This window comes from Rhodoferax sp. BLA1, from assembly GCF_013416775.1.
Classification (GTDB): Bacteria; Pseudomonadota; Gammaproteobacteria; order Burkholderiales; family Burkholderiaceae_C; genus Rhodoferax.
Window position 1 is genome coordinate 493,988 of the sequence record NZ_SZVI01000012.1, and the last position, 23,888, is coordinate 517,875.

Consider the following 23,888-nt stretch of genomic DNA (forward strand, 5'->3'; position numbering starts at 1 on the left):
CCCAGGCAAGCCAGCCACGCCGGGCGTGCTTGTCAAGTGCGTGTGACGATCTGCTGAAGCAGCAGCAGGCTGTGTGCTGCCACCGGCAATTCGGAGGTGCCCGCACCCTGCCAGTCGGCCAAACCCAGGGGGTGGCTGGTGTCGAGCAGGCCTTGCCAATGGCCCCTGGGCAGCACAAAGTGCTCGGGATGCGCGGCATTGTTGACCAGCAACATCAAGGGGGATCCAGAGCCGCCGGGCTTGCCGATCAGACAGCCCAAGGCGCGGCGTTGTGGCAACTGCCAAGCCGATCCCTGCAGCACACTGCCATCGGCGTTCCACCAGGACAGGTCATAAATGCCCTCGGCATCGGCAATACCGCTGTACCAGACATTGGCAAACGGCAGGAAACGCTGGCGCAGACTGATCACATGCCGGGTAAATGCCAGCAAATCCGTATCCACCTCCGCCCAGTTGATCCAGGTGGCGGCGTTGTCCTGACAGTAGGGGTTGTTGTTGCCACCCTGTGAGTGCCCCAGTTCGTCGCCAGCACTTAGCATGGGTGTGCCTTGTGCCAGCAGGTTGGTCGCCAACAAGGCACGTTGCAGCAATTGCCGAAGTTTCTGGACCTGGGCGTCGCTGCTGGGGCCTTCCTCGCCGCAGTTGAAATTGAGGTTGTTGCCTTGGCCATCGCGGTTGTTTTCACCGTTGGCCAGGTTGTGGCGGTGGTTGTAGCTCAACAGATCCAGCAGGGTGAAACCATCGTGAGAAATCACATAGTTGACCGACTCGGATGGCTCGCGTCGGCGCGCCTGGTACAAGTCCGAGGAACCACACAGCCGCATCGCAAATTCGCCCAGTGTGCCGCCACTGCCTGCTGCATGGGGGGAGGCCACGCTCTGCACCCAAAAACGGCGCATGCCATCGCGGAAATGGTCGTTCCACTCCAGCCAGCCACGTGGAAACTGGCCCACCTGGTAACCACCTGGGCCGATGTCCCAGGGCTCCGCAATCATCTTGACGCGACACAGCACGGGGTCCTGGGCGACGGCTGCGAAAAATGCGGCCTGCGCAGAAAAACCGCTGTCGGTGCGCCCCAGGACGGTGGCCAGGTCAAAACGGAAGCCATCGACGTGCATCTCGCTGACCCAATAACGCAGACTGTCCATCACCAGCTGCAGCACCCGGGGGTGCCGAATGTCCAAGGTGTTGCCGCAGCCACTGAAATTTTCGTAATGGTTCAGGTCGTTCGGTACCAGTCGGTAATAGCTGAGGTTGTCCAGCCCGCGAAAACTCAGCGTGGGGCCGTTGTGGTCTGCCTCGGCGGTGTGGTTGTAGACCACATCGAGGATCACCTCCAGGCCAGCCGCATGCAGGTTGCGTACCATGCTGCGAAATTCGTCACGCGGGGACTGCCCACCTTGCCCACTCGCCAATCGCGGGTTCGGGCAGAAAAAGCCCAGGGTGTTGTAGCCCCAGTAATTGCTCAGGCCCATGTCGATCAGCCGCTCTTCACTGAGGTGGTAATGCACAGGCAGCAGGCTGACGGCGGTGACCCCCAGGGTCTTCAGGTGCTGGATGGCGGCGGGGTGCCCCAAACCGGCAAAGGTGCCACGCAGCTTCTCCGGGATATCCGGGTGGGTTTGGGTGAGCCCCTTGACGTGGCACTCGTAAATGACGGAATTGGCCAGAGGAATCGCCGGAGGACGGTCGTTTTTCCAGTCGAACGTGTCATGCACGACCCGCGCCTTGAGCGCCATCGCCGCGTTGTCCCGGGTGTCCAGATGGCGGGGGTGCATCCGATCCGGGCCGAAGTGTTCGTCGGCCCAGATGAACTCACCCACAATCTCACGTGCATAGGGGTCCAGCAGCAATTTCGATGCATCGAATCGGTGACCACGGTCTGGCCGCCAGGGTCCCGACGCACGCAAGCCATAAACCAAGCCAGGTTGGGCGTTGGGCAGATAACCATGCCAGATGTCACCGGTGCGACCGCGCAAACGTAGTCTGGCCAGTTCCTGGGTGCCATGGCTGTCAAACAGGCACAAGTCGATCACTTGAGCATGTGTTGAGAACACGGCAAAGTTGATGCCCTTCCCGTCAAAATGGGCGCCCAGCGGCCACGCTTGCCCCAGTTGTGTTGCTGAGGTATTTAAGCGGTCCATTTCAGGAACACCGTGGACAGAGGGGGAACGGTCAATGTGATCGAGTTCAATTTGCCTTGCCAGGGGATGGCGTCCGTCAGGTTGCCTGTGGCCAGTGTGCAGACATTGCTGCCACCGTACGCCGCCCAGTCGGTGTTCAGCAGCTCCTGGTAGCAGCCCGGTCGTGGTACACCCAGCCGGTAGTCTGTCCAGACGTTGGGGGTGAAGTTGCACAGCACCACCACAAAACTGGCTTGATCTTCCGCCCAGCGAATGAAGCTCAGCAGCGAGCGCTGGTTGTCAGCGTGGTCAATCCACTCGAAGCCGGCCGGCACAAAGTCTTGCTGGTAGAGCGCCGGTGTGGCGCGATAGAGGTGGTTGAGGTCGCGCATCAGGCACTGCACGCCAGCATGCTGGGGGTTGTCCAGCAGATGCCAATCCAGGCTCTGGTCATGGTTCCACTCGCGCTCCTGCGCAAACTCACAACCCATGAACAACAGCTTTTTGCCGGGGTGGCCAAACATGTAGCCCAGAAACGCGCGTACGTTGGCAAACTGTTGCCAGCGGTCTCCCGGCATCTTGTTCAGCAGGGAGCCCTTGCCGTGGACCACTTCGTCGTGCGAGATCGGCAAAACAAAGTTTTCGTTGAACGCGTAGACCAGACTGAAGGTCATCTCGCCCTGGTGGTGCTGGCGGTAAATTGGATCGCGCGCCATATACGCCAGGCTGTCGTGCATCCAGCCCATGTTCCACTTGTAATGGAAACCCAGGCCACCCGCAAAGGTCGGGCGTGACACAGCCGGGTAGGCGGTGGACTCTTCGGCCAAGGTAATGGCCTGTTCGCGCTCTACCCCCACCACCTCGTTCATGCGTTTCAGGAAAGAAATGGCTTCCAGGTTTTCCCGGCCACCGTAGATGTTGGGAATCCACTGGCCGTCCTGGCGGCTGTAGTCGCGGTACAACATGGACGCCACGGCGTCCACACGCAGACCATCCACGCCAAAACGCTCCAGCCAGTACAGGGCATTGCCCACCAAAAAGTTGCGAACCTCGGTGCGGCCCAGGTTGTAGATCAGGGTGTTCCAGTCGTTGTGGAAGCCTTCACGCGGGTCGGCGTATTCGTACAAATGGGTGCCATCAAAGTTGGCCAGGCCATGGGCGTCGGTCGGGAAGTGGGCCGGAACCCAGTCCAAGATCAGGCCAATGCCAGCCTCATGGCAGCGGGTCACCAGTCGGCCAAAACCCGCAGCGTCGCCAAAACGGGCGGTGGGAGCGTACAGCCCGATCGGTTGATAACCCCAGGAGCCATCAAACGGGTGCTCGCTAACGGGCAACAGCTCCAGATGAGTGAAGCCCATGTCTTTGGCATAGGGAACCAGCGTGTCCGCGAGTTCATCCCAGTTGAGCCAGCGGTTGCCATCTTCGGTGACGCGTCGCCACGAGCCCAGATGTACCTCATAAATGCTCACTGGCGCATCCAACGCATTGGCGATTTTGCGTGCCGGGGACGGGTTCACCATCTCCGGCAATTGCCCTACAACACTGGCGGTGGCGGGGCGTAACTCCGACTGCAGCGCATACGGGTCGGCACGTGCGGGCAGCACTTGCCCGTGTTGGGTGCGCACCTCGTATTTGTACAGCGCGCCGATATCCACGCCGGGCAGGAACAGTTCCCAGACACCACATTCGCGCCGCAAACGCATTGGGTGGCGCCGCCCATCCCAAAAATTGAAGTCTCCCACCACACTGACGCGCGATGCATTGGGCGCCCAGACGGCAAAACGGGTGCCAGAGACACCTTCCATGGTGCAGGCCTGTGCGCCCAACACCTCAAAGGGCCGCAAATGGGTGCCTTCACCCAGCAGCCAGACATCCATCTCGCCCAGTACCAAAGGAAAGCGGTAAGGGTCTTCCAGCCGACTGCTCAGGCCGCTGGCCCACTGCACCTGCAGCTGGTACGGGGCTTCGCGCCGGGCGCTGATCAGGCCTTCAAAAAAGCCATCGGCATGTAACTGTGTCAACTCGCCCAGGGCCGCGCCATCCGGGCTGAGCACGGTCACCGATTTGGCGGATGGCAGGAAGCAGCGCACTGAAGTCTTGCCTCCTTTGCTGCGGTGTGGCCCCAAGATGGCGAAAGGGTCGCTGTGGCTGCCTCGACAAACCCGGTCGATATCGTGGGATGACAACATAAAAAAATCTTTCGTGAGACAGCAAGCTGTCTGGCTTTCTGATGCACCAGCCCTATCAATAGGGGGCTGGTGTCACGCGCCAGATTTGGCGAGCATACTCCCCAATTGTGCGGTCCGACGAGAAAACACCCATGCCCGCCACATCGGCAATCGCACGCTGGCTCCACAGCTCAGGCTGGCGGTAAACACCATCAACCTGTTGCTGTGTGGCAACATAGGACGCATAGTCTGCCAGCAGCAGGTAATGGTCACCACCCCACACCAGCGAGTTGATCAGGGCGCTGTAACGGCCCGGCTCATCGGGTGAAAACTCCCCCTCACCAATGGCATTGAGCACCGCCTTGAGTGTCGGGTTGCCCTCGTAATAATTCAGCGGGTGATAACCGGTGACACGCAGATCACGAACCTCAGGCGTTTTCAGGCCGAAGATAAAAATGTTGTCATCACCCACGTTCTGGCGGATCTCGATGTTGGCGCCATCGTCGGTGCCAATCGTCAGTGCGCCATTGAGTGCCAACTTCATGTTGCCGGTGCCCGAGGCCTCGGTGCCTGCTGTTGAAATCTGCTCGGACAAATCAGCGCCCGGCATGATGATCTCTGCCACCGACACGCCGTAGTTCGGGATAAACACCACCTTGAGCTTGTCGCCGATACGTTCGTCATTGTTGACAGTCAAGCCCACATCGTGGATCAGGCGGATGATGGATTTGGCCGCCACATAACTCGATGCGGCCTTGCCCGCAAAAATCACGGTGCGCGGCACCCAGGGTGCATCCGGGTTGGCCAGAATGGCTTGGTAGCGGGTCACCACGTGCAGCACGTTGAGCAACTGGCGTTTGTACTCGTGGATACGTTTGACCTGCACGTCAAACAGACTGTCAGGGCTGACCACCACGCCGGTGGTTTCTTTGATGAGATGGGCCAGGCGCACCTTGTTGTAGCGCTTGATGGCCCGGAACTGCTCTCTGAAAGCCGCATCACCCTGGTGCTCTTTGAGGCCTTGCAACTGGTTCAGATCAAGCCGCCAGCCTGAGCCCAGGCTGGCATCCAGCAGCTTGGACAGGCTTGGGTTGGCCTGGGCCAGCCAACGCCTGGGGGTCACACCATTGGTCATGTTGGTGAAGCGGTGTGGCCACAGGGAAGCAAAGTCGGTGAAGATGGTGCGCACCAGCAACTCCGAGTGCAGCGCCGATACCCCGTTGATCTGATGGCTGCCCACCACACTCAGGTGCGCCATACGCACGCGGCGTTCACCGGTCTCGTCAATGAGCGACAGGCGTTTGAGGAACTCCTGGTCACCCGGGCGAAAACGTGCGGCCTGGTCCAGAAACTCCTTGTTGATGCGAAAAATGATTTCCAGATGACGCGGCAGCACATGCTGGATCAGCGACACCGGCCAGGTTTCCAGCGCCTCGGGCATCAAGGTGTGGTTGGTGTACGAGAAAGTTTTGCCACACAGTGCCCAGGCTTTGTCCCACAGCATGTCGTGTTCATCACACAAGATACGCATCAACTCGGCTACACCAATGGCGGGGTGGGTGTCGTTGAGGTGGATGGCAACATGTTCAGCCAGGTTGTCCAGGGTGTGGTGCTCATCCAGGTGCCGTTTGATCAGATCCTGCATGGATGCGGCGACAAAGAAATACTCCTGCTTGAGCCGCAACTCACGCCCGGCCGGGGTACTGTCATTGGGGTAGAGCACCCACGAGATGTTCTCGTACTCGTTTTTGGCAGCCGCAGCACGTGCATAGTCGCCGGTGTTGAAGGCACCCAGGTCGATGTGGTCAGGTGCCACCGCCTTCCACAGGCGCAGGGTGCTGACTTTGTGGGTGCCGTGCCCTGGCACCACCATGTCGTAGGCCTTGGCAGCCACTTCGCCGGCATGTTTCCAGACCACCTTGCCATCCTCATGGGCCACCCAGCCACCAAAACGCACCGGGTAGGTGAGCTCGGCCCGGGGGAACTCCCAGGGGGTACCATCTTTGAGCCAGGAGTCCGGGTACTCCACCTGGTTGCCGCCCTGAATTTCCTGGGCAAACATGCCGTATTCGTAACGAATGCCATAACCAAACGAGGGCAGGCCGAGGGTGGCCATCGAGTCGAGGAAACAGGCCGCCAGGCGACCCAGGCCGCCGTTGCCCAAGGCGGCATCGGGCTCACATCCGGTCAGGTCTTCCAGATTGTTGGCGTGTTGCAGCGCACCGGCCGCCGCACCCTCGGTGAGATTGAGCGCGGCCAGGGCGTTGGACAGGGTGCGCCCCATCAGGAACTCCATCGACAGGTACACCACCCGTCGGGCTTTGTGTTTGCGTTCTTCCCGCTGGGTGTGCACCCAGCGCTCGGACAGTTGCGCCCGTGCCACTTGCGCCACGGCCTGCATCATCTCGCTGCTCGACGCAGCCCCGGGATCTGCGCCGACCGTGTGCAGCAAATGGCTGTTGATGTCCTTGCTGATATCGGGGCTTTGGGGTTTGGCGAGGGTGTTCAAGGGCATTCCTTTGGTGGGTTCACGAACGGGTTCGTTTGAGGGTCTATTTTGCATGCTGAGGATCACAAATCATGCACAGAAGTTACTGAGTGGTTACCTAGCAATTTGCCGGCCAGTTTGCGAGTCTCTGGGTGACCCTGTGGCGCTGAAGTGCCAAATACCTATAATCGCGCACTTCCGAGGAGCGTTGCAGCTCACACTGATGGCTCAAACATCGTGCTGAGTGAGGCTCGGACCCCGCTGTTGTTTTTTGCACAGCGTTTCACAACGGCGCTCACCCACCGTTCGTGTGTGGTGAGTCTTTTTCCCAGATTCACTTCTCACGGCGGTGCTTGTCACCTTAACTTTTGGAGTGAACCATGAGCGCTAAAAAACCTGTTGCAAGCAAACCTGCCGCCAGCAAACCTGATTACGTGATCGCCGACATCGGCCTGGCCGCCTGGGGCCGCAAAGAACTCAACATCGCCGAGACCGAAATGCCTGGCCTGATGGCCATCCGTGAAGAGTTCGCCAAAGAGCAGCCGCTCAAAGGTGCACGCATCACCGGCAGCCTGCACATGACGATCCAGACCGCGGTGTTGATCGAAACCCTGACGGCATTGGGCGCACAAGTGCGCTGGGCCTCGTGCAATATCTTCTCGACCCAAGACCACGCCGCCGCCGCCATCGCTGCACAGGGTGTGCCGGTGTTTGCGATCAAAGGTGAAACCCTGGCCGACTACTGGGACTACACCCACCGCATTTTTGAATTCGACGGCAAAAAAGGCACAGCTGCCGAAGGCCCGAACATGATCCTCGATGACGGTGGTGATGCCACCTTGCTGATGCACCTGGGCACCAAGGCCGAGAAGAATCCCAAGCTGCTGGACAACCCCACCAGCGAAGAAGAAACCTGCTTGTACGCCGCCATCAAGGCCAAGCTCAAGCAAGACCCGACCTGGTACAGCCGCCGCCTCAAAAACATCATCGGTGTGACCGAAGAAACCACCACCGGTGTGCACCGCCTCAACGACATGAGCGCCAAGGGTGAACTGATGCTGCGCGCCATCAACGTGAATGACTCTGTGACCAAGAGCAAGTTTGACAACCTGTACGGTTGCCGCGAATCTCTGGTGGATGCCATCAAACGCGCCACCGACGTGATGATTGCTGGCAAGGTCGCCTGCGTGGTCGGTTATGGTGACGTGGGCAAGGGTTCCGCCCAAGCGCTGCGTGCTTTGTCGGCCCAGGTCTGGGTGGTCGAGATCGACCCGATCAACGCGCTGCAAGCCGCCATGGAAGGTTACAAGGTTGTTACCACCGAATATGCCGCTGACAAGTGCGATATTTTTGTGACCTGCACCGGCAACAAGAACGTCATCACCTACAAGCACATGGAGGCCATGAAAGACCAGGCCATCGTCTGCAACATTGGCCACTTTGACAACGAAATCGACGTGGCTTCGCTCGACAAGTGCAAGTGGGAAGAGATCAAGCCGCAGGTGGACCATGTGATCTTCCCGGCCAAGGGTAAGAAACCGTCCAAACGCATCATTCTGCTGGCCAAGGGCCGTCTGGTGAACCTGGGCTGTGGCACCGGCCACCCGAGCTTTGTCATGTCGTCCAGCTTTGCCAACCAGACCATTGCGCAGATTGAACTGTTCACCAAACCCAAGGCCTACAAGGTTGGCAAGGTGTACGTGTTGCCCAAGCTGCTCGACGAAAAAGTGGCACGCCTGCACCTGAAAAAGGTCGGCGCGATGCTCAGCGAGCTGACCGACGAACAAGCCGCCTACATTGGCGTCGACAAAGCCGGCCCGTACAAGGCCGACACGTATAGGTATTGAACCACCCCCGAAGCGCCTGCGGCGCTTCCCCCTCAAGGGGGCGATACCAGCCGACCGGCGAAGCCGGTTCGACGGTATCCCACGGTTGAAGGGCGAGGCTGTGGTGTTTAACTTGGAGATGTATGCGAATTGACCAACTGCTGGTGCAACGTGGCCTGGCCAGCACCCGATCCCAGGCCCAGCGCCTGATTTCGGGTGGGGTGCAATGGTTACACGGCGACGTGTGGCGCAAGGTCGCCAAAAACGGTGACGATGTGCCGCCAGATGCCGAGCTGCAGCTGCTGGACGACGCCGAGGCGCGTTATGTGTCGCGCGGTGGCCTCAAGCTGGAGGCGGCGCTCAAACACGTTGGCCTGTCGGTGGCCGGCCTGCAATGCCTGGACGTGGGCCAAAGCACCGGTGGTTTCACCGACTGCCTGTTGCAACACGGCGCAAGCTTTGTGGTGGGGGTGGATGTGGGCACTGCCCAGCTGCACCCCCAGTTGCGTGCTGACCCGCGTGTGTTGTGTGTCGAGGGTGTCAATGCACGTGCACTCGATGCTTCTGATTTGGTAGCTTCTTACCAAGACAGTACGGGGGCTGAGGGGCAGTTTTATCTGGAAGACGACGACCTGGACGACGAAGCCGAGGTAGAGCGTGAACCGCATGAGGTGGACGACGACACCGCATCGGCAGAGAGCGACTTTGTGCCCGAGTTTGACCTGATCGTGGCCGACCTGTCCTTCATGTCGCAGACCCTGGTGTTGCCCGCCGTGGTGCCACTGCTCAAGGCCGGTGGCACGCTGCTGACCCTGGTCAAGCCGCAGTTTGAATTGCAACCCGGCCAGGTCGGCAAGGGCGGCATTGTCAAAGACGCCGCGATGTACGCCCTGGTCGAGCAGCGTCTGCGCGACAGCTGTGCCGAGCTGGGCCTGAGCGTGACCCACTGGTTTGATTCCCCGATAACCGGAGGCGACGGCAACCGCGAATTTTTCATCTGCGCTCGCCAGCCGGGTGCGGCTGAGTAACTTGAAATCTTGTGACCCGCTGCCCGCCAGGCTAGGCTGACAGCGCGGTTCACACCACTTTGTAAAGGCGTGTCATGACCGCTTCTTCACGACTCCCTGTCAGCATTGAATTTTTTCCACCCAAAACCCCAGAAGGGGTGGAAAAACTGCGTCTGGTACGCCAGGCCCTGTATGCGCTGAAGCCCGAGTTTTGCTCGGTGACCTTTGGCGCGGGCGGCTCCACCCAAGAAGGCACCTTCAACACCGTGCGCGACATCCTGGCCGAGGGCGCCTCAGCCGCGTCCCACCTCTCATGTATCGGTGCCACCCGCGCCGGTGTGCGCGAACAGCTGGCCACCCTGCAAGCCATGGGTGTCAAGCGCCTGGTGGCCCTGCGCGGTGATTTGCCCAGTGGTTATGGCGCGGGCGGTGAGTTCCAGTACGCCAGCGACCTGGTGGCCTTCATCCGGGCCGAGACCGGCGACAGCTTCCACATCGAGGTGGCGGCCTACCCGGAAATCCACCCCCAGGCCAAGTCTGCCGAGAGTGACCTCCAGGCCTTTGCCAGCAAGGTGCAGGCTGGCGCCAACTCGGCCATTACCCAGTATTTCTACAGCGCTGACGCCTACTTCCGTTTTGTCGAAGATGCCGACGCGCTGGGTGTGACGGTGCCGGTGGTGCCGGGCATCATGCCCATCACCAGCTCCACCCAACTGATGCGTTTCAGCGACGCCTGCGGCGCCGAGATCCCACGCTGGATCCGGCTGCGCCTGCAAGGTTTTGGCGACGACACCGCCTCCATCAAAGCCTTTGGCCTGGATGTGGTGACCGACCTGTGTGAACAGCTTCGCGCCGGTGGCGCGCCATCCCTGCATTTCTACACCATGAACCAGAGTGCGGCGGTGCTGGAGATTTGTGACCGGCTGGGGCTCTGATCTTGTTTTGATAGCTGCTTGCCCTTGATTCATAAGGGCTAGAGGCTGTTTTGACCATGACTCCCGTTCGCAGCTCACTCGCGGTTGGGCAACGGATTTGGGGCGATTGTGGTGGCAGGGGATGGGTTGGGGCGGCGGCCTCATACTGCCAAATGCGCAGAAATCGGCCGCCAGCCCAGCCCAACCCATCCCCTGCTGGCGAGCGACGGTGGTGTGCCAGCAAAAAATTGAGTGCAAGCTAAGACGTAATTGTTGGTCAGCAGCCGGAGCTGACATTCAACCATCAGTCCAGCAAGCGCATCGAGCGGACTTTTAGCACCAATTGCGGCAACTCCGTGGATCGTTTGCGAACGGTTGAGGTGTTGGCTGGGGTCAGGCAGTTGCCTGCACCCGGCACGCTGGGTTGGCCACAGGAACGGGGGCCACCGTGAGCGATGGGCAGGCGTCTGAAATCAGCCGGGGGTTTGCACGCTGTTCATGCGGCTAGCGGGGCGGGGTTGTGCGTGACACCGCCAAAGCCTTGCACATAACCCGAAAGCTGGGTCGTCTTGGTTCTATTGGGTGCTGATTTGCATGTGAACTGCGTCGCCTGCTGACAGATCCGCGCCGCTGCCCCAGTATGATCTGAATCCACAAACAGGGCCAAAGCTTTCAATCCCCTAATACCACCGCTCACACAGGCGGTTCAGTCCAACATAGTTTATCTGCCGCAGGAGGTGTCTATGGTATGTGCAATCTTTGCGGCGCGGCAGATAAGCGCTGATCGTTAGACGTCATAGTTCATGCAGCGACTGCAATTTGTTCTCTTCCAAGCAGACGAAGCAGCAAACCTTCTACGAGCTTCATCACAGCCTCGGCTTAGAACCGCTTTGCTGCTTCTGGATAACAGCATTGAGCTACTACTCGATCGGTGGATCGAGGATCAGCTTCAGCAAGAAGAGATTCAACGAAAGATTCAGACTCGGGCCATGGAAGCCGGAATCCCAAGGAATCATCCGCAGTTTGCGGACCTGCTGTCTCAGAAGTTCCTCACAGCAGATGAGACAAGGCAGGTCGCAAGGTTCTTCGACGAGAAGCTAAAGTTCGCCTCCGTAAAGAGAGGCAAGATCACTGCTGAAGTTGCCGCTGTTCTCTCGCACATTCATCGCTATCGAAACGAGAGCTATCACGGTGGACGAGTCAGGCCCGGCATTCTTCGCACGACCGTCGCGATTCAGCTGCACTTGGTATGTAATCTTGTCCAATCACTAAAACCTGGCTCCGTCGGTTATTCGTCAGGTGACGATTTCTCTTGGCTGAAAGAGCGATTTGATCTCTCTCCGGGAGAACTTTGGCGCGACCAAACGTTGAACCAGGTACTGCGGGAGATTATGGAGGTCGCCGAACAAACTCCCGATAACATGCGCAGAGCATTGGCAGAGAATCTTGCCGCACGGATAGAAGCGCTCGACGACACTATTGATTTCATTTCGAGCGAAACAAGTCTGGGCAAGACCGCAGCAGAGGTCATTGCGGCAGCACACTCGTTTGTTCAGAAGAAGCTCGCGAGTGACCCCACCTACCCGCCGCCGCCACGAGGGATAGAGAAGTCAATTTCTGAATCTCATATCGAACTGGCCCGATCCATTCCTAGCTTGCTGCTAGGCAAGGAAAGTAGCGTGGAAGCGTTTAATGCTTTTGCATCTGCAGATGCATCACTCGACCTCGTCGAATACGTTCTAGGTCAGCTAGCGGTCGCCATCGAGCTGCAGATCCAGTTGGAGATTGACCTTGCGCGCGGAAAATGACATCTAACCTTTCCATGGAGAGCCCGCTTCCTGGAAAGCCTATCAGCGCCTCTCATGTCAAACGTTAAAGCCCAAAACCATAGGGTCTGGATGACCGCTGTCTGAAAATTGGGCTGTCAGTTTCCAGTCTCGAACTGCCTGTTCTCCACCTTCGACGCATCCAGAGTTGTTGAAGGCGGGTGGTGGGGTTGCCGGGCGCAGAACCCATTCGCGTGATGAGACCGGTGGCGCACCATCTTCAGGGACAACACCCGAACAAGACGCCCACTCAAGCCGTTGCCCGCGAGGGGGCCGGAGAACGGTAACCCCGCCGCCCGCCTGGCGCGACCTGATCCGGCATCAGAGGCTGGATGTTAATAAAATCAGCCTCTAGCCCTTATTCAATAAGGGTGGAGAGCTATAAATGAAATAGCGACCCGAAGAACCCCGGGCCACACCCATTAGCGCCCGTACACATCCTCAAAACGCACGATGTCATCCTCACCCAGGTAGGAGCCGGACTGCACCTCGATCATCTCCAGCGCGACCCGGCCCGGGTTCTCCAGGCGGTGGGTGGTGCCCAGCGGGATGAAGGTGGATTGGTTTTCCGAGAGCAAAAACACCTCTTCGCCTTTGGTGATGCGTGCGGTGCCGCTGACCACAATCCAGTGCTCGGCGCGGTGGTGGTGCATCTGCAGGCTCAGAACACCACCCGGTTTGACCACAATTCGCTTGACCTGGAAGCGCTCGCCCCGGTCCACACCGTCGTACGAACCCCAGGGCCGGAACACCTTGCGGTGGATGCTGCCCTCAGGGCGCTTTTGCGCCTTGAGCTGGTCCACAATCTTTTTGACGTCTTGCGTCTTGTCCTTGTGCGACACCAGGATCGCGTCGGCAGTTTCGATCACCACCAGGTCACGCACACCGACACAGGCCACCAGGCGGCCTTCGGACAGGGCCAGGGTGTTTTCGCAGTCCTGCAGCAGCACATCGCCCTGTGCCACGTTGCCAGAGCCGTCCTTGGGCAGCACCTGCCACAGCGCGTCCCAGGCGCCCACGTCGGACCAGCCTGCGTTGAGCGGCAACACCACACCGGCGGGCAGTGTGCTGCTGCTGGTGTTGGCGGCAATGCGTTCCATCACCGCGTAGTCGATCGAGTCGCTGGGGCAGGCAGCAAACAGCTCTTTGCCCACGCGCACAAACTCACCGTCCGTCTGGCCAGCCTCCCAGGCGGCCTGGCAGGCGGCCAGGATGTCGGCGCGGCAGACCCCCAGGGCTGACAGCCAGACCGAGGCGCGCATCATGAACAGGCCGCTGTTCCACAGGTAGTTGCCCGCGTCCAGGTAAGACTGGGCGGTGGCCAGGTCGGGTTTTTCGACAAAACGGGCGATGCTGCGCGCGGCGGCGTCGGCGCTGCCAAACGGGGCACCGGTCTGGATGTAGCCGTAACCCGTTTCAGGTGCATCGGGGGTGATGCCAAAGGTGACCACCGCGCCTGCGTCGGCCAGTGCCGCACCCCGGCTGACCACGTCCTGGAACGCTGCCGCGTTGGTGATGACATGGTCGGCGGGCATCACCAGCAGCACCGGGTCTGCGCCATCTTTTGAGGCGGCCAAGGCTGCCAGTGTGAGTGCTGGCGCCGTATTTCTGCCACAAGGCTCCAGCACCACGGTGCCACTTTCACCGAGCAGGCGCAGCTGCTCAGCAATCACAAAACGGTACTCTTCGTTGCACACCACCATCGGTGTGGTCAGGCTCACGCCCGGGGTGCCGATGACACGGCGCACGGTGGCCTGCAGGAGCGAGTCCTGGCCAACCAGGCTCAGCAACTGTTTGGGGTATTTTTCGCGGGACAGGGGCCACAGGCGGGTGCCGGAGCCACCGGACAAAACCACGGGCTGAACGAGGACAGGTGTGTTCATACGGTAAGACGGATGGATGTGAATGTTCAGAGGACCTCGGCTCAGGCGCGGGAATCGCCCCAGCGCAATTGCGCGGTTTCATCACCGCGGTAGAGGGTTTCGCCGGACTGGTCGACACAGTAGGTGGGCGAGACGATCATTTCCTTGAAGGTCATGTCGGCGGCAATGCGGGTGTATTCGAACAGGATGCTGCGCACCACCTTGGCGCCTGAGCGGATGTGGCAACCGTGGCCGATCCAGCTCGGGCCAATGATGCTGGCGCCGGGTTCGATGCGCACGCTCGAGCCAATGTAGACCGGGCCTTCGATGGTGACCTGGTCCCATGGGATTTGGGTGTTCAGGCCGACCCAGATGCCGGGTTTGACCTCGCGCCCAGGCATGTTCATCTGCGCCACCTCGCCGCGCAACACACGCTGCAACACGGCCCAGTAGTCGCTCACGCGGCCGATGTCGATCCAGTTGAAAAAACGTTTCTGCGCAAAAAACGGCGCCTTGCTCTCCACCAATTGCGGGAACAGTTGTGAGCCGATGTCATAGACCTGGCCGGGCGGAATCAGCTTGAGCACCTCGGGCTCGAAAATGTAGATGCCGGTGCTGGCGGCCGTGGATTTGGCCTCGGAGGGCTTGGGTTTTTCCTGGAACGACAGGATCTGGCCGTTGTCATCGGCCACCACCATGCCGTAGTTCTCCACCTCGCTCAAGGGCACATCGAGTGTCACCACGCTGGCAATCGCGCCTTTGAGTTTGTGCTCGGCGAGCGCTGCGCCAATGTCCAGGTCGATGATGGCGTCGCCACACAGCACCAGGGTGGTTTCGTCGAAGAAGCCGCTGAAGTCCTGGATGCGGCGCATGCCCCCGGCCGAGCCGAAGGGTTTGGGCGTGACCTCGCCGTGTTCACGCACACCTTCGTAGGCGTAACCAATTTGCACACCCCAGCGGTGGCCGTCACCAAAATACTGCTCGATCTTGTGGTGGTTAAACGCCACGTTGACCATGATCTCCTTGATGCCGTAGCTGGCCAGGTGTTCGATCAGGTACTCCATCACCGGTTTGCCCAGGATCGGGATCATCGGTTTGGGCAAATCCTTGGTGAGTGGTCGTACCCGGGTGCCCTGTCCGGCGGCCAGAATCATGCCTTTAGCCATGGTGAAAACCTCTGCTTGTCATTGTTAAAAACTCCCGAAAAAGGATGAATTACGCCGCCGTGCCATACCCTTGCGGGTTGGCGTTTTGCCAGCGCCAGCTGTCGGCGCACATGGCCTGCAGGTCACGCTGGGCCTGCCAGCCCAGCAGGGCCTTGGCGTAGGCCGGGTCGGCGTAACAGGCGGCCACGTCACCCGGGCGGCGTGGTGAGATCTGGTAGGGCACGGGTTTGCCGCTGGCGGCCTCAAAGGCATGCACCATGTCAAGCACGCTGTAGCCAATGCCGGTGCCCAGGTTGACGGCAAAACTTTTGCCATCACGCTGCAGGGTTTGCAGCGCGGCCAGATGGCCCAGGGCCAGGTCCACCACATGGATGTAGTCGCGCACACCGGTGCCGTCGGGGGTGGGGTAGTCATTGCCCCAGACGTTCAAAAACGCCCGTTTGCCAATGGCCACCTGGGCCACAAAAGGCATCAGGTTGTTGGGCACACCTTGCGGGTCTTCCCCAATCAGGCCGCTGGCGTGGGCGCCCACCGGGTTGAAATAACGCAGGATGCCGATCTGCCAGCTGGGGTCGCTGTGGGCGAGTTCACGCAGCATGTTTTCGATCACCAGCTTGGTCTGGCCGTAGGGGTTGGTGGCCGAGAGCGGGTGGTCTTCGGTGAGTGGCAGGCGCTGTGGGTCGCCATACACGGTGGCCGAGGAGCTGAACACCAGCGTTTTCACCTTGCAGGCCTGCATGGCCTCCAACAGCTTCACGGTGCCCAGCACATTGTTGTCGTAATACCGCAGCGGCTGCGCCACCGACTCACCCACCGCCTTGAGCCCGGCAAAGTGGATGACCGCGTTGGCACCACTGGCCTGCAGCGCCGTCTGCAGGGCCGCCTGGTCGCGGATGTCCCCTTCGATGAAGCTCAGCTTTTTGCCAGTGATGCGTTCCACCCGGGCCAAGGCCTCGGGCTGGCTGTTGGAGAAGTTGTCAAACACCGTCACCTGGTGGCCTGCATTGAGCAACTCCACGCACGTGTGTGAGCCGATGTAACCGGCGCCGCCTGTGATGAAAATCATGATCGGTTGACCTGAAAGTGGTGACCTTTGGAGTTTAGACGGTCTGTGTGACCGTCTTTTGCGCCTCACGGCCACCGTTGTGGGCGCCTGTCTTGCGCTACGCTATGCGCCACAAGCAATCTGTTGGAGATGATGATGTCTTTTGTTGTTCATGGCCGTGCGTTTGCGCACATAGCCACGTTTCACCCCGAAATCACCGCCTTGCGGCGCGATTTACATGCCCACCCGGAACTCGGTTTTGAAGAGGTCTACACCGCCGCGCGGGTCAAACAGGCCTTGCAGTTGTGTGGTGTGGACGAAATCCACACCGGCATTGGAAAAACCGGCCTGGTGGCGGTGATCCGGGGCCAGCGCCAGAGCTCTGGCCGCATGATCGGCCTGCGTGCCGACATGGACGCGCTGGCGATGGCCGAGCACAACGACTTTGCCTGGAAGTCGTCCAAGCCTGGCCTGATGCACGGCTGTGGTCACGACGGCCACACCGCGATGTTGGTGGGCGCCGCCCGTTACCTGGCCGAGACGCGCCGTTTTGACGGCACGGCCGTGCTGATTTTCCAGCCCGGCGAAGAGGGTTATGCCGGTGCCCAGGAAATGATCAACGATGGGCTGTTTGAGCGTTTTCCGGTGCAGTCGGTTTACGGCATGCACAACTGGCCCGCGATGCGCCCGGGCACCATCGGCCTGAACCCGGGGCCGATGATGGCGGCGGCAGACCGCGTCACCATCGAGATCACCGGCAAAGGTGGCCACGGCGCCCACCCCTACCAGACCATTGACCCGGTGCTGGTGGCAGGCCACATCATCACCGGGGTGCAGAGCATCGTGTCGCGCAACGTCAAGCCGGTGGACAGCGCGGTGATCAGCCTGTGTGCGTTGCAGGCCGGCGACGTGAATGCCATGAGTGTGATCCCCGGCAGCGCCACCCTGGTGGGCACGGTGCGTACCTTCACCGCTGCGGTGCAGTCCTTGGTAGAACGGCGCCTGCAGGAGCTGTGCAGCGGTGTGGCGCAGGCCTTTGGCGCCCATGCCGTGGTGACTTACGAGCGCATGTACCCGGCCACCATCAACACCGCGCCTGAGGCCCGTTTTGCAGGTGATGTGGCCGAGAGCCTGGTGGGTGCGGCCAACCTGGTGCGTGATCTGGAGCCCAGCATGGGCGCCGAAGACTTTTCGTTCATGCTGCGTGTGAAACCTGGCGCCTACATGCGGCTCGGGCAAGGCGCTGAGAACGGGCTGGGCAGCTGCTATCTGCACAACAGCCGCTACGACTTCAACGACGAGGTCTTGCCGCTGGGTGCTGCCCTGCACGCCAGCCTGGTGGAGCAGGGTATGCCGTTGGTTACCGCTTAATGCTGCGTAATAAATAGCTACTAGCCCTTTATCTATAAGGGCTGGAGGCTCAAAAGGTTTGTAAGCTAGGCGTAGCGCTTGTTGCGCAGGTTGTTCTTCATCTCACGCAGCAGCGGCTGCAATTTCTCGCTGCCAATGCGCAGGGCCAGGCAGGTGGCCAGAATGTCAACAATCATCAGGTGCAACAGGCGCGACACCATCGGGCTGTAGCGCTCGTAACCCTCCGGGTGGTCGGCGGCCACATGGATGTCGCCAGCGCTGGCCAGTGGTGAGCCGCTGGCGGTGATGACGATGGCGATGGCGCCGTTTTTGCGGGCAATGTCACAGGCGTCCATCAGATCGCGGGTGCGTCCCGAGTTGCTGATCACCAGCACACAGTCGCCGCGTTGCATCAGGGAGGCACTCATCACCTGCATGTGGCCGTCGCTGTTGGCCACGCCGTGGATACCCAGGCGGAAGAATTTGTGCTGCGCATCGCGCGCCACGATGCCTGAGTTGCCGACACCAAAAAACTCGATGCGCCGCCCGGCGTGGTAGGTGGCTGTGAGGGCGTCCACGGCGCGCTCAATCGCGCTGGCCGAGGCGTCGTTGCGGTATTTGAGGAAGGCCGCCACCGTGTTGTCGATCACCTTGACCATGATGTCGCTGGTTTTGTCGTCGGCGTCCACACTGCGGTGGATGTAGGGCACACCTTCACTGACGCTGCCCGCGAGCTTGTGTTTGAAGTCGCTCAGACCGTCGTAACCGACACTGCGGCAAAAACGCACCACCGTGGGTTTGCTGACATGGGCGCGGTCCGCCAGCTCACTCACCGGCATCAGTGTGAAGCCGCGTGGGTCACTCAGCACCAGTTTGCCCACACGTTGTTCGGCGGGTGCCAAAGAGGGCAGAGAGGCGCGGATACGGTCAAGCATGGTGTAACTCCAGAATCAGCATTCTTCGCTCCAGCAGGAGCCGTCGCGCGCGATCATGGCGCTGGTGGCGCTCGGCCCCCAGGTGCCGCTGGCGTAGGGGCGCGGGCCCTGGGTGTCGTTGCGCCAGTGGTCGATGATGGGCTCGACCCAGCGCCAGGCTTCTTCCTGCTCGTCGCTGCGCACAAAGAGGTTCAGGCGGCCGTCCATCACGTCAAGCAACAGGCGTTCATACGCGCCCACACGTTCGGCGCCAAAACGTTTGTCAAAGTCCAGGTCCAGGTGCACCGGCGCCAGGTTGTTGGAGTTCTGGCGTTTGTCCTGGGCCTGAGCCAGCAGGTGCAACTCCAGCCCGTCCTTGGGTTGCAGGTTGATCACCAGCCGGTTCGCCATGCCGATCTGCGAGTTGAAGATGGCGTGGGGGGTGGGCCGGAAGTTCACCACAATGCGGGAATCGCGGCCCGCCAGGCGTTTGCCGGTGCGGATGTAAAACGGCACACCGGCCCAGCGCCAGTTCATGATTTCGGTGCGCAGTGCGACAAAGGTTTCGGTGTTGCTGCTGGGGCTCACGCCCAGTTCTTCGCGGTAACCCGGCACCGCCTGGCCCGCAATGGCGCCTGCGCTGTACTGGCCGCGGATCACGTCCTGTGCCAGGGTTTCCGTGGTCCAGGGTTTGAGGGAGCGCAGCACCTTGAGCTTCTCGTCGCGAATCGCGTCGGCGTGGGAGTTGATCGGCGGCTCCATGCCAATCGCACACAGCAGTTGCAGGGCATGGTTTTGCACCATGTCGCGCAGCGCACCGGTGGTCTCATAAAAGGCACCACGTTTTTCCACACCCAGCTCTTCGGCAATCGTGATCTGGATGTTGGCAATGTGTTCACGCCGCCACAGCGGCTCAAACAAGGCGTTGCCAAAACGCAGGGCAAACAGGTTCTGCACCGCTGGTTTGCCCAGGTAATGGTCAATGCGGTAGATCTGTTGCTCAGAAAACACCTGGCCCACCGTGTGGTTGATCGCGCGGTTGCTGGCCAGGTCGTGGCCCAGCGGTTTTTCCAGCACGATGCGGGTGTGCGGCGTGTTCAGGCCAGCGGCGCGAAGTTGTTCCGCAATGGTGGCGAACAGGTTGGGCGCAGTCGCCAGGTACATCACCACGGTGTCGGCCTGGCGCTGGTCCAGTTTGTTTTTCAGGAAGCTGTAGTGCTCGGGCTTGGACAAGTCCATGCTGACAAATTCCAGCAGCGCGGCGAAGCGGTCGAACTCTTCGCTGCTGGGGCGTTTTTCGAGCTCCACATCGCCAAAACGCGAGGCGATCAGGGCGCGGTAGCGCTCGTCGCTCAAGTCATCTCGGCCAATACCAATGATGCGCACACCGGCGGGCAGGGTGCCGTGTTTGAAGGCCTGGAACAAGGCGGGCATCAGCTTGCGCCAGCACAGATCGCCGGTGCCACCAAAAAGGACTAGGTCAAAACTCATAAGGCTGAAAGTGAGAGTGGTCGGATGAGTCGTGACTGTAACTTCGTTTCATCAAAGCTCGTAACCGGGTAACAATTTTGCGCAAGAAGCCCATGTTGTTGGCGTTTCCCCGATGCGCGTGCCCCAAAAATGGGATTACAGTGATGCCGTCACCAAACGGTAATTTATTTGTAGCGAATCTGTCATGACAACTTGGACCACCAACCTGGGTTTGTTTGCCCATCCAGGTGCAGACACCAGGGTGCACATGATTCGGGCTGTTTGGCACCCCTTCGCTTTCCCGTTCCCTATCCCGCCCAAGCGCAGGCTGCTGATGGGTGGGGCGGTCGCTCTTTGGCCGCAGCAAGACCTGGACGGGCACCATTTTTTTGAGGAGCTGATATGAAAAAACTGTTCGTTGTGTCGGTGCTGGCCGCTGCCAGTGGGTTTGTCCAAGCGCAAACCGTGAACGTGATTTGTTCGGTGCAAGCCGAATGGTGCAACATGATTGGCACCGTCTATGCCAAAACCACGGGAACCAAAATCAATGTCTCAATGAAGGGTTCCGGTGAGGCGCTGGCCCAGCTGATTGCTGAGAAAGACAACCCCAAGACCGACATCTGGTTTGGTGGCACCGGTGACCCGCATCTGCAGGCCGCCGAGCTGGGGCTGAGCCTGGAGTACAAATCACCGACCTTGCCCCAGCTGCAGAGCTGGGCCCAGCAGCAAGCGCAACAGTCGGGCTTCCGCACCGTGGGTATTTATTCCGGGCCGCTCGGCTTTGGTTACAACACCGAGCTGTTGGCCAAGAAAAAAATGCAGCCCCCCAAGACCTGGGCCGACCTGCTCAACCCAGCGCTCAAGGGCGACATCCAGTCCGCCAACCCGGCTTCGAGCGGCACCGCCTACACCATGGTGGCCACGCTGGTGCAGTTGATGGGGGAAGACAAGGCGTTTGAGTACCTGAAAAAGCTGCATGCCAACATCAGCCAGTACACCCGCAGTGGCACCGGCCCGATCAAGGCCGTGGCACGTGGTGAAACCATGGTGTCGATCAGTTTTGTGCACGACGCTCCGGGCGAAAAGATGAATGGTTTCCCGATCGAGGCGGTGACGCCAACCGACGGCACCGGTGCCGAAATTGGCTCGATGAGCATCATCAAGGGTGCGCGCAATATGGATGCCGCCAAGAAGTTCTACGAGTGGGCGCTGACACCGGCGGCCCAGGAAATGGCGGCTGCGGCCAAGCAGTTCCAGGTGCCCTCCAACAAGGCGGCCAAGGTCGACCCCCGGGTGCCGGACTTCAAGAAAATCAAGTTCATCAACTACGACTACGCCAAATACGGCGCCTCGGCTGAGCGCAAGCGCCTGATTGCCCGCTGGGAAAAGGAAGTGAATTCCCTGCCGCGTTGAACCTGCCCTGCCAGTTCAAACCCTGGGCGCAGCGGGTCTTGCGCCCGGTCTGGCGGCGGCGCTGAGCGCCGCCTTGTGTGATTTACCGTGAGCTTCTTGTGAACAAACATCCCAATCAGGCGATCCGCCTCTGGCTCGTCCTTGGCCTGCTGGCCTATCTTTTGTTGCCGTGGTACGCCATCCAGGACACTGCCTGGTACAGCGTTTTGCCACAGATTTTTGCGGGCCCGGACACCGCCAATGGCCTGGTGCAAACCGTGGTGCATGGCCGTGTCTGGCTGGGCCTGGGCCTGGTCGGCTTGGGGCTGTGCGCCGTTAGTCTGTGGCTGCCGGCAGGCAGGTCACAAAGTGGCTGGCTGCTGGGTGGGGGCTTGCTGGGTTTTGTGGGGCTGCTGGCCAGTGGTTTCATGATTGGCGCCCGGGGCTGGTCGTTTGCCGCGTTGAACACGCAATTTGGTGAGTTGGCGGTCAACCAGTACGGCATTGGCATGGGTGCTTTCATCGCCTTGCTGGCGCTGGTGATGCTCACCGCGTTTGGGCTGGCGCGCCGGGGCTATTTCAAGGGGGATATGTTCATCGCCTCGTCGGTGCTGGGCTGCTCGGTGCTGCTGCTGCTGTTCATCGCCTTTCCGGTGACCAAGGCACTCTACGGTGCGTTCCTCAACGAAGAAGGCCACTGGGCCTGGTCGGCGATTTTTGAGCGCATCGGCAACGAGCGCGTCTGGGGCCTGGGCTGTGTGAGTGGTGGCACGCGTTGTGGGGTGGCCTGGAACACCTTGTTCCTGGCGCTGCTGACCGCCACCGGCACGGTGATTCTGGGCACCATGATGGCCCTCTTGGCTGAGCGCAGTGCCGGGCCACGGGTGCAGACACCGCTGCGTGTGGTGGCGCTGCTGCCGATCATCACGCCGCCGTTTGTGGTGGGTCTGGGCCTGATCCTGTTGTTTGGCCGGGCCGGAGTGGTCAACCAGTTTCTGGAATATGCGTTTGACTTGCCACCCACCCGCTGGTTCTACGGTTTGTTTGGCATCTGGATTGCCCAGCTGTTTGCTTTCACACCGATTGCCTTCATGATCATGCGGGGTGTGGTGCAAGGGGTGGCGCCGAGTATGGAAGAAGCTGCACAGACCTTGCGTGCCAGCCGCACCAAAACCTTTTTCACCGTGACCCTGCCGTTGCTCAAGCCCGGCCTGGCCAACGCTTTTTTGGTGGGATTTATTGAGAGCATTGCCGACTTTGGCAACCCGATTGTGGTGGGCGGGCAGTTCTCGGTGTTGTCGACCGACATCTTTTTTGCCATTGTGGGCGCCCAGTATGACCAGGGCAAGGCGGCCTCGCTGGCCTGGATTCTGACGATGTTTGCGCTGGCGGTGTTTGCGATGCAACGCGCTCTGCTGGGCAAACAGAACTACACCACCGTCAGCGGCAAGGGCGACGCCGGTATCCCGATGGCCCTGCCCGACGGCGTGCGCCGGGTGCTCAACGCGGTGGTCTACCCCTGGCTGGCGTTCACCGTGGTGGTTTACCTGTTTGCTTTTGCCGGTGGTTTTGTGCAGACCTGGGGCCGCGACTACACCTTGACCCTGGCCCACTTCAACACCGCGTTTGGCTTGGAGTGGGGCGACTTTGGGCTGGTCTGGGCGGGTACCGCCTGGAACTCCTTTTTCACCACCGTCAAGCTCGCCGGGCTGGCCGCACCGATGACCGCAGCTGTGGGCCTGCTGATTGCCTACCTGTTGGCGCGGACCGAGTTCCGCGGTCAGGGCGGTTTTGAATTTGTGGCCCTGCTGGCTTTTGCTATTCCCGGCACGGTGCTTGGGGTGAGTTACATCCTGGCCTTCAATGTGCCGCCAGTGGAGCTGACCGGCACCGGGCTGATCATTGTGCTGTCGTTCATGTTCCGCAATCTGCCGGTGGGTGTGCGGGCCGGTACCGCCGCCTTCAAACAGCTCGACAAGTCGCTTGACGAGGCGTCGGTGATGTTACGCGCCTCGACCTTGCAGACATTGCGCCATGTGGTCTTGCCCTTGCTCAAACCGGCGCTGGTGGCCGCGCTGGTTTACAGCTTTGTGCGCGCCATGACCACGGTGAGTGCGGTGATCTTTTTGGTGACCGCTGAGAACGAGCTGGCCACCTCGTACATCATTGGCCGAGTGGGCAACGGCGACTACGGTGTGGCGCTGGCTTATTGCACCGTGTTAATCATCCTGATGTCGGCGGCGATTGCACTGATCCAGTTCTTGGTGGGTGAACGCAAACTGGGCCGCCGCAAGATCGGCCTGAAGCCGCCCGCCATCGCAGCCCACTAATTTCCTG

At 60.4% G+C, this 23,888-nt stretch carries 15 protein-coding genes and 1 riboswitch; of the genes, 7 read left to right on the forward strand and 8 right to left on the reverse strand.

Going from position 1 to position 23,888, the window contains the following annotated elements; all coding sequences use genetic code 11:
* Positions 1-32 precede the first annotated feature (32 nt).
* From glgX to FDG13_RS15040, 3 genes are read right to left on the reverse strand one after another with little or no spacing between them, the layout of a single operon-like run.
* Positions 33-2,144 carry a glycogen debranching protein GlgX gene (gene glgX / locus FDG13_RS15030; protein WP_180129237.1) on the reverse strand — a complete coding sequence of 704 codons (2,112 nt, stop codon included), beginning with the start codon at positions 2,142-2,144 and terminating at the stop codon, positions 33-35.
* Positions 2,132-4,312, reverse strand: coding sequence for a 1,4-alpha-glucan branching protein GlgB (glgB, locus tag FDG13_RS15035; RefSeq protein WP_180129242.1), 2,181 nt, complete (start codon positions 4,310-4,312; stop codon positions 2,132-2,134). Before glgB ends, glgX begins: the two co-directional genes overlap by 13 nt.
* A gap of 55 nt (positions 4,313-4,367) precedes the next feature.
* Positions 4,368-6,806 carry a glycogen/starch/alpha-glucan phosphorylase gene (locus tag FDG13_RS15040; RefSeq protein ID WP_180129245.1) on the reverse strand — a complete coding sequence of 813 codons (2,439 nt, stop codon included), beginning with the start codon at positions 6,804-6,806 and terminating at the stop codon, positions 4,368-4,370.
* A gap of 167 nt (positions 6,807-6,973) precedes the next feature.
* Positions 6,974-7,083: riboswitch (S-adenosyl-L-homocysteine riboswitch) on the forward strand.
* A 76-nt stretch (positions 7,084-7,159) separates the two neighbouring features.
* Between FDG13_RS15040 and ahcY the strand changes: the two genes are divergently transcribed.
* From ahcY to FDG13_RS15060, 4 genes are all read left to right on the forward strand, one after another.
* Positions 7,160-8,626 carry an adenosylhomocysteinase gene (gene ahcY, locus FDG13_RS15045; RefSeq protein ID WP_180129247.1) on the forward strand — a complete coding sequence of 489 codons (1,467 nt, stop codon included), beginning with the start codon at positions 7,160-7,162 and terminating at the stop codon, positions 8,624-8,626.
* Between the two features lie 122 nt (positions 8,627-8,748).
* Complete coding sequence (locus FDG13_RS15050) at positions 8,749-9,633, forward strand: TlyA family RNA methyltransferase (RefSeq protein ID WP_180129249.1); 885 nt, start codon at positions 8,749-8,751, stop codon at positions 9,631-9,633.
* A 74-nt stretch (positions 9,634-9,707) separates the two neighbouring features.
* The gene (gene metF / locus FDG13_RS15055; RefSeq protein WP_180129251.1) at positions 9,708-10,547 is read left to right on the forward strand and encodes a methylenetetrahydrofolate reductase [NAD(P)H]; all 840 of its coding nucleotides are present in this window, start codon (positions 9,708-9,710) and stop codon (positions 10,545-10,547) included.
* Between the two features lie 782 nt (positions 10,548-11,329).
* Entirely contained in the window at positions 11,330-12,334 is a 1,005-nt protein-coding gene (locus FDG13_RS15060; protein ID WP_180129253.1) for a hypothetical protein, read from the forward strand.
* Between the two features lie 440 nt (positions 12,335-12,774).
* On the opposite strand, the gene FDG13_RS15065 is transcribed toward FDG13_RS15060, so the two are convergent.
* Genes FDG13_RS15065 through galE form a run of 3 tightly spaced genes read right to left on the reverse strand, consistent with a single transcriptional unit; the run spans position 12,775 to position 16,449 of the window.
* Positions 12,775-14,235, reverse strand: a complete 1,461-nt coding sequence (locus FDG13_RS15065; RefSeq protein WP_180129256.1) for a mannose-1-phosphate guanylyltransferase/mannose-6-phosphate isomerase — start codon at positions 14,233-14,235, stop codon at positions 12,775-12,777.
* Between the two features lie 41 nt (positions 14,236-14,276).
* A complete protein-coding gene (locus FDG13_RS15070; RefSeq protein ID WP_180129258.1) occupies positions 14,277-15,380 on the reverse strand; it encodes a sugar phosphate nucleotidyltransferase in 1,104 nt (367 codons plus the stop codon).
* 49 nt (positions 15,381-15,429) lie between these two features.
* Positions 15,430-16,449 carry a UDP-glucose 4-epimerase GalE gene (gene galE, locus FDG13_RS15075; protein WP_370528236.1) on the reverse strand — a complete coding sequence of 340 codons (1,020 nt, stop codon included), beginning with the start codon at positions 16,447-16,449 and terminating at the stop codon, positions 15,430-15,432.
* A 132-nt stretch (positions 16,450-16,581) separates the two neighbouring features.
* Here galE and FDG13_RS15080 point away from each other — a divergent pair, with 132 nt between their 5' ends.
* Positions 16,582-17,796: a M20 aminoacylase family protein gene (locus FDG13_RS15080; protein ID WP_255435272.1), complete on the forward strand. Its 1,215-nt coding sequence runs from the start codon at positions 16,582-16,584 to the stop codon at positions 17,794-17,796.
* A 65-nt stretch (positions 17,797-17,861) separates the two neighbouring features.
* Here the strand turns inward: FDG13_RS15080 and FDG13_RS15085 are convergent, their stop codons facing one another.
* Both FDG13_RS15085 and zwf read right to left on the reverse strand, forming a co-directional pair.
* Positions 17,862-18,710 carry a MurR/RpiR family transcriptional regulator gene (locus tag FDG13_RS15085; RefSeq protein WP_180129266.1) on the reverse strand — a complete coding sequence of 283 codons (849 nt, stop codon included), beginning with the start codon at positions 18,708-18,710 and terminating at the stop codon, positions 17,862-17,864.
* 15 nt (positions 18,711-18,725) lie between these two features.
* The gene (gene zwf / locus FDG13_RS15090) at positions 18,726-20,180 is read right to left on the reverse strand and encodes a glucose-6-phosphate dehydrogenase (protein WP_180129269.1); all 1,455 of its coding nucleotides are present in this window, start codon (positions 20,178-20,180) and stop codon (positions 18,726-18,728) included.
* A 381-nt stretch (positions 20,181-20,561) separates the two neighbouring features.
* Here zwf and FDG13_RS15095 point away from each other — a divergent pair, with 381 nt between their 5' ends.
* A complete protein-coding gene (locus FDG13_RS15095; protein ID WP_180129272.1) occupies positions 20,562-21,572 on the forward strand; it encodes an ABC transporter substrate-binding protein in 1,011 nt (336 codons plus the stop codon).
* Between the two features lie 98 nt (positions 21,573-21,670).
* Positions 21,671-23,881, forward strand: a complete 2,211-nt coding sequence (locus tag FDG13_RS15100) for an iron ABC transporter permease (RefSeq protein ID WP_180129275.1) — start codon at positions 21,671-21,673, stop codon at positions 23,879-23,881.
* Positions 23,882-23,888 lie beyond the last annotated feature (7 nt).

Excerpts from the sequence above, each read along its gene's own strand:
- glgX (WP_180129237.1), bottom strand. The coding sequence starts at position 2,144 with ATGGACCGCTTAAATACCTCAGCAACACAACTGGGGCAAGCGTGGCCG.
- glgB (WP_180129242.1), bottom strand. The coding sequence starts at position 4,312 with ATGTTGTCATCCCACGATATCGACCGGGTTTGTCGAGGCAGCCACAGC.
- FDG13_RS15040 (WP_180129245.1), bottom strand. The coding sequence starts at position 6,806 with ATGCCCTTGAACACCCTCGCCAAACCCCAAAGCCCCGATATCAGCAAG.
- ahcY (WP_180129247.1), top strand. The coding sequence starts at position 7,160 with ATGAGCGCTAAAAAACCTGTTGCAAGCAAACCTGCCGCCAGCAAACCT.
- FDG13_RS15050 (WP_180129249.1), top strand. The coding sequence starts at position 8,749 with ATGCGAATTGACCAACTGCTGGTGCAACGTGGCCTGGCCAGCACCCGA.
- metF (WP_180129251.1), top strand. The coding sequence starts at position 9,708 with ATGACCGCTTCTTCACGACTCCCTGTCAGCATTGAATTTTTTCCACCC.
- FDG13_RS15060 (WP_180129253.1), top strand. The coding sequence starts at position 11,330 with ATGCAGCGACTGCAATTTGTTCTCTTCCAAGCAGACGAAGCAGCAAAC.
- FDG13_RS15065 (WP_180129256.1), bottom strand. The coding sequence starts at position 14,235 with ATGAACACACCTGTCCTCGTTCAGCCCGTGGTTTTGTCCGGTGGCTCC.
- FDG13_RS15070 (WP_180129258.1), bottom strand. The coding sequence starts at position 15,380 with ATGGCTAAAGGCATGATTCTGGCCGCCGGACAGGGCACCCGGGTACGA.
- FDG13_RS15080 (WP_255435272.1), top strand. The coding sequence starts at position 16,582 with ATGTCTTTTGTTGTTCATGGCCGTGCGTTTGCGCACATAGCCACGTTT.
- FDG13_RS15085 (WP_180129266.1), bottom strand. The coding sequence starts at position 18,710 with ATGCTTGACCGTATCCGCGCCTCTCTGCCCTCTTTGGCACCCGCCGAA.
- zwf (WP_180129269.1), bottom strand. The coding sequence starts at position 20,180 with ATGAGTTTTGACCTAGTCCTTTTTGGTGGCACCGGCGATCTGTGCTGG.
- FDG13_RS15095 (WP_180129272.1), top strand. The coding sequence starts at position 20,562 with ATGAAAAAACTGTTCGTTGTGTCGGTGCTGGCCGCTGCCAGTGGGTTT.